We start from the raw sequence: 5198 nt of genomic DNA, 5'->3' as shown, positions 1-5198 counted from the left end.
TTGTTGCACTGCGTTTTAAAATAATTTTTAATATATGCACCACATTAGCCGTTCATTCTTAATGCTCACTTCGACTTTACAAAATAATATAAAAACCATACTGCATGATTTTGTTCATCCGCAGCTATTCTCCGTAACAACTCTTTCAAATGTACATCGGATGTCTCATCTGAAATTTCCAAATAAAAATCTACTGTTTTTTGTTCATCTTGTATAGCGAACTCTAATCCTTGTAAATACGTATTTGGGCAGTCTTCAGTAATTTGTGGTTTCGGCTGCCTGCCAGTTAAGTTCGTATAAATTTGTACAAAGTTGTGGAAATGCTTTATTTCATCATTACGAATTTCAAGAATTTGTTTTTGTTCTACTTGATTTGGAGCCATATTCGCTAATTTTGCATAGCAGCTTATGGCGCTATACTCTCCATTTATAGCTTTTTCAATATCACTAATCAACTTATCATTTTGCCTATAACAATCATAATAATTTGAATTATACATCGTATCCCCCCATACTTTCGCTTACCATTTTATGCATTTAGAAATAGTAGGAGCCTGTGTATTTAACGGGACGGCTTTAGAATGAAAGAAAAGTTTGAGAAAAGGGTCTATTTTGCAAAGGAATTGCTTATGCATAAAATAATACTATTGTATACTGTTGCTATAAACTCTCGCGGGAGTTAGGAAAATAAATTCGCGAATCAACGATTGGTTCAACATGATGCGGTGCGAAGCTATTATGAGTTAAGTGACATAATTAGGAGGTTCCACTATGCCATCTTTATTTAAAACTATGGAGTTCCAGCTAAAAACCGAACGACTTGACCTGAGTATGTGGGAGGAATCCGATTCAGTTTGGATGAGGAATTTAATTGGCGAACGTGGTGTGGACATGCCGACCCTCGACTCCGTTCGTAACCGGCTTATTGAGATGCGTAAGAAGGCAGATGAAAATGGCATTTCCCTTCTCACTATTCGAAGAAGAGACGAAGGCGATTTCATCGGATACTGCGGCTTGATTATCGGTCGTTCCACACTTGAAGAGCCGGAGATTGCATACGAGTTGTTCCGCAGCGCTCATGGTAAAGGTTATGCGACTGAGGCGGCATCTGTTGTACTGGACGCGGCGATTGCTACTGGGCGCCAAAGACTTTGGTCGACTGTAGGTGCTTGGAATATCGCTTCCCTCCGGGTACTAGAAAAGATAGGATTTAAGCGTCATCACAGTACGTGGGATGACGAACGTGGTGAGATTGTCTGGAATGTACGTGACCTTTAGAAATCCCGACTTAATTCTAAACATAACACTTTTCAACAATTAGGTGTTTACATTGAGGAAAAGCCAGAAAAATTAACAAACTTTATTATCAGCAAATATTCATTCTTCAGCTTATAGATTTCATCAAAAAAAGCCGTTTCACTAATTAGTGAAACGGCTTTTTTTTAAGCGTTCAATTCTGTTTTATACCCTTTTACTGCACTACGTTTGAATGCAGTTGCTAATATAGTAACCATACTTACTATACCAATCCAAACGAGTACAGTAACAGGTGTATTCCAGCTTAATCCTTTTCCGAAGAAGAAGATTTCTCTTAAGCCTTCAATCATAAATTTCATTGGTAACCATGAGTAAACCCAGTCTTGATAAAACGGAGACAACATCTCAGGTGCTAACGATAGTAACGGCGCCCCGAAGAATAGTAATAAAGCGAATAAACCGATTCCTTTTAGCCCAACCAATGAAAGTACCGCAGATATCATTAAGAAGAAACTAAAAGAAGTAATGGATAAGAATAGAGCTGTATCCGTGAAGTTCGAAATATTTAACCCTACCATCCCATCCGCAATCCATGTAAGACCAAATCCAATTACAAGTGTCGCAATAGCTCCTGTTACGATTTGGTTTACTTTTAACAGAAAGTTTTCTTTTCTTGAGCTTACTGGCATTTTACTAATCGCAATAAAAATAATCGCTGCACTAGCTAAACTTGCAATCCATAACGGCTGGAACAATGATATTGGTGAGTTACCGTTCGCACTATTTTTGCCGACCTCATTCATATTTTTCACGTTCTTTACAATAGGTGTTACTAATTTCGCAGCTTGATCTGTTGTTACAGTATCTCCTTTTGCTTTTAACCCTTCTAATATTTGCGTACGAACATTATTGTTCATATTATCAACAATCGCAGTTCATGGACCTTTTTATGCGGCTGGCTTAAAGAAATAAGTCAGCTATATAATAAAAGAACATCCACTATAATAGCGGATGTTCTTTTATTTCATTACAACACTTCAATATACCCTTCTGTTCCATGTACCCGAATTCGTTGTCCGTCTTTTATTAATTTCGTAGCATTCTCTACTCCAACGACTGCCGGTAATCCATATTCACGTGCGATAACTGCTCCATGCGTCATAAGTCCGCCGACTTCAGTAACTAATCCTTTTATAGATACAAATAATGGTGTCCAGCCAGGGTCAGTAAAAGCCGTAACTAATATATCTCCCTCTTCTAAATTCGCATCTTCCATATTTAAAATAACGCGAGCTCTTCCCTCAATTACTCCCGAAGAAACAGGCAAACCTACAATTGCTTCGGCCGGGAGATTTTCTCGTTTATATTTACCTGTAATGATTTCTCCATCAGACGTCATAACTCGCGGCGGCGTTAGTTTTTCATATAATTTGTACTCATTTTTTTGTTGATGAATAAGCTCGTAATCTAGTTTATTTGTGCGGACGACTTCGTGAAGTTCTTCAAAAGTTAGATAGTATATATCTTCTATTTCATCCAGAACATTATTTTTCACAAGTTTCTCTGCTTCTTTCAGTAATGCCTGCTTATATATGAAATAACGATGAATCATGCCGTATTTCGGATATTCACGATAACCGATGAAATTGCGGAGGTTACAAATCATTCTCTTCGTCTCTTCTACTTTTTGTTCCCCACCCGGCAAGTGCTGCAATCGCTCTAACAGCTCTTCTTCTTTTTTCAAAGCTTCCTGCAGCCCTTCTTCAAACTTCCGTTTACTAGCACCATATTCAAAGTCCCTTATATGATTTAAAATCATCGGTATAATTGTAGCTGGCTGTTCACTCCAGCGCGTTTTCGTAATGTCGATTTCTCCGCTGCATCTCATTCCATATTTATTTAGAAAGGCATCGATTGCATCCCGAACTGTTTCCCCGCCTTTAAACTGAATTAATTCATCTAAAAAGCTGTCATCTTCTACATGCTGTAAATACGCAATGACTTCTGGATACGGCCGAATCACATCTGCAACATCTAATAATGCTAAACCCATTTCTGAAGTAATATTATTTTGTACAGATTGTGAAAGTACATCTGCTGCATTCTTTTCCCCTAGCCATTGTTCCATCTTTTCATTAATCCATGATGAAGCATTCATACCTGCCATAATAATAGCTATACTTTGCGAGTTAAATAATACTTTCTTTAATTGCTGAATGTCTTCTAAAATAAAATGGAGTACATCCAGCCCTGATTTCGTTTGTATGTTTCGTTTTAACTCTTCGATTGATGCTTGACTATTCTGTATTAAATTTGTAACGATTGCCGGATCATTTTCAATTTCTGGTTGAGAATTTGCAGGTGGCACACTTTTACCAACACTCTTCCCTTTTTCATCATCTGGTAATAATTTAATAAAATTATCTCGCTCAACTATAGTCGTTAATGCATCTCTTACGAGTGGATCCGATTTTCCTAAAGTGTTTATTAAGTAATCTCTGCTAGCAGGTAAAGCTAATTGTTGCGTAGCATCGACAAATAACCTGCCTCCCGCTTTACGCATAGGGGCACTAGTTGTTAACAAGAAAAAAGATAACCCAAGTGGTTTCATCGCATCGGTCATCATTTGTTGGTGACCAACTGATATATACACGTGATTTTCCCCATCATTTACTTCTGGAATTGGATATAAAGTCGTAATCGGTCTGCTTTGGACTATATAAATTGTATCATCAACTAAGCACCATTCAATATCTTGCGGACAACCAAAATAAGCTTCGATTTGTCTTCCGATCTGTGCTAGTTGTAAAATTTGTTGTTCAGACAATGTTTGAAGTTTTTGCTGAACCGGATCAATCTGTTTCGTCTCTGTTCCGCCCTCTTTTACAGCATAAATAGCTATTTTTTTAGTCGCTATCATCGTTTCTGAAATTTCGCCTTCTTTTACTTTATAATTATCGGCAGAGACCAGACCCGATACTAATGCCTCACCAAGTCCAAAACTGGCATCAATTGATAACACCTTTCGGTTAGAAGTAATTGGATCAGCCGTAAATAAAATGCCCGAAGCCTCAGGGAAAACCATTTTTTGAACGACAACACATATAGAAACTTGATTATGTTCAAAACCATTTTGCATGCGGTACGTAACTGCTCGCTCTGTAAATAAAGACGCCCAGCACTTTCTTACATGCTGTAAAATCGCTTCTTCTCCGATAATATTTAAATACGTATCTTGTTGACCTGCAAATGAAGCATACGGTAAATCTTCAGCCGTCGCACTAGAACGCACGGCATACGCATGTTCATTTCCAAAACGTGAGAGATAATGAGCTACTGCTTCCACTACATCAGTAGGGATTTCTACTGCCATAATGACTTCTCTAATCTTCTTACTCATTTCACCAATTTGAGCACGCTCTTCCATTTTCAACTTTGTTAGCTGCTGCAACAAAGTTTGAAGCTCTTCATTTTGCTCGATAGCCTTTTCATATCCTACCGTTGTAACACAAAAACCTTCGGGTACTTGTAACCCTTGAACGCTTGATAACTCCCCTAAATTCAAACCTTTTCCACCGACGAGCGAAAGCTGCGTGTTTTCTATTTCCTGAAAATCGAGAACGAAAGAACTCATGTAACATCTCTCCTTACTATGCATGTGTTCTTGATTGTAGCAGGAGTCAATACGAATAAACAGTCTATTTCGAACTTGATTTACATGATATAATTAAGTTAGGAAGAGATAACTATTTTTATTTCTCCCCCTCTAATCCACTTCAATTACATCTCCAAACTTAAACATTCTTTGATTATGAAAAGCATCCGTACAAGTAATCGTCTTATTTAATGGATTTATATTAGCTACTGTTATGTAATTTTTATATAGATAGCCATTCTCTAAAATTTTTATAGTGTAATCCACTTTCAATAAAAGTCAAAAA

4 protein-coding genes and 1 pseudogene are annotated in these 5198 nt (G+C 37.4%); 1 reads left to right on the top strand and 4 read right to left on the bottom strand.

The genetic code is table 11. The annotated features are described in order from the left end of the window. Positions 1 to 65: 65 nt before the first annotated feature. Positions 66 to 500 (bottom strand): ferritin-like domain-containing protein, encoded by a 435-nt coding sequence (locus tag ABWK52_RS04145; RefSeq protein WP_000282817.1) that lies wholly within the window; start codon positions 498 to 500, stop codon positions 66 to 68. A 271-nt stretch (positions 501 to 771) separates the two neighbouring features. On the opposite strand from ABWK52_RS04145, the gene ABWK52_RS04140 reads away from it, so the two are divergent. Beyond that, positions 772 to 1278 carry a GNAT family N-acetyltransferase gene (locus tag ABWK52_RS04140; protein WP_001139533.1) on the top strand — a complete coding sequence of 169 codons (507 nt, stop codon included), beginning with the start codon at positions 772 to 774 and terminating at the stop codon, positions 1276 to 1278. A 164-nt stretch (positions 1279 to 1442) separates the two neighbouring features. On the opposite strand, the pseudogene ABWK52_RS04135 reads toward ABWK52_RS04140, so the two are convergent. The 3 genes and pseudogenes from ABWK52_RS04135 to ABWK52_RS04125 all read right to left on the bottom strand — a co-directional run. After that, positions 1443 to 2189: pseudogene (locus tag ABWK52_RS04135) on the bottom strand (phage infection protein); the annotation flags it as partial. Between the two features lie 95 nt (positions 2190 to 2284). Beyond that, positions 2285 to 4891 carry a phosphoenolpyruvate synthase gene (ppsA, locus tag ABWK52_RS04130; RefSeq protein WP_098542002.1) on the bottom strand — a complete coding sequence of 869 codons (2607 nt, stop codon included), beginning with the start codon at positions 4889 to 4891 and terminating at the stop codon, positions 2285 to 2287. A gap of 132 nt (positions 4892 to 5023) precedes the next feature. Beyond that, complete coding sequence (locus ABWK52_RS04125; RefSeq protein WP_015382330.1) at positions 5024 to 5185, bottom strand: YolD-like family protein; 162 nt, start codon at positions 5183 to 5185, stop codon at positions 5024 to 5026. Between the last annotated feature and the right edge of the window lie 13 nt (positions 5186 to 5198).

The organism is Bacillus sp. AP50 (genome assembly GCF_040492675.1).
GTDB classification, from domain to species: domain Bacteria; phylum Bacillota; class Bacilli; order Bacillales; family Bacillaceae_G; genus Bacillus_A; species Bacillus_A cereus.
This window is presented reverse-complemented; position numbering and strand designations above follow the sequence as displayed.